A 260-nucleotide genomic window follows, 5' to 3' on the forward strand; every position below is an offset into this window, starting at 1 on the left:
TCAGGTGATAATGCCGGCCATACCGCGCAGCAGCGTGCGCGTCAGTGGATGCAAAGCTTGCTTGAGCTACAGCAAAGTGCAGGCTCGTCTTTTGAATTTGTGGAAAACGTTAAAACCGAATTATTCCCAGAAGAAATTTATGTCTTTACGCCAGATGGCCGCATTGTTCAGTTACCAATGGGGCCGACGGCGGTTGACTTTGCCTATGCCGTGCATACCGATGTGGGTAATACATGTGTAGGTGCTCGTGTAAACCGTAA

The 260-nt window shown here is 49.2% G+C and carries 1 protein-coding gene; it reads left to right on the top strand.

Features of this window, described 5'->3' with window-relative positions; all coding sequences use genetic code 11:
- Nucleotides 1-260, top strand: a 260-nt coding sequence (locus tag CWC11_RS22500) for a TGS domain-containing protein (RefSeq protein WP_138684288.1), incomplete at both ends; no start/stop codon positions are given.

The sequence above is a fragment of the Pseudoalteromonas sp. S3178 genome (assembly GCF_005886985.1).
GTDB lineage: Bacteria > Pseudomonadota > Gammaproteobacteria > Enterobacterales > Alteromonadaceae > Pseudoalteromonas > Pseudoalteromonas carrageenovora.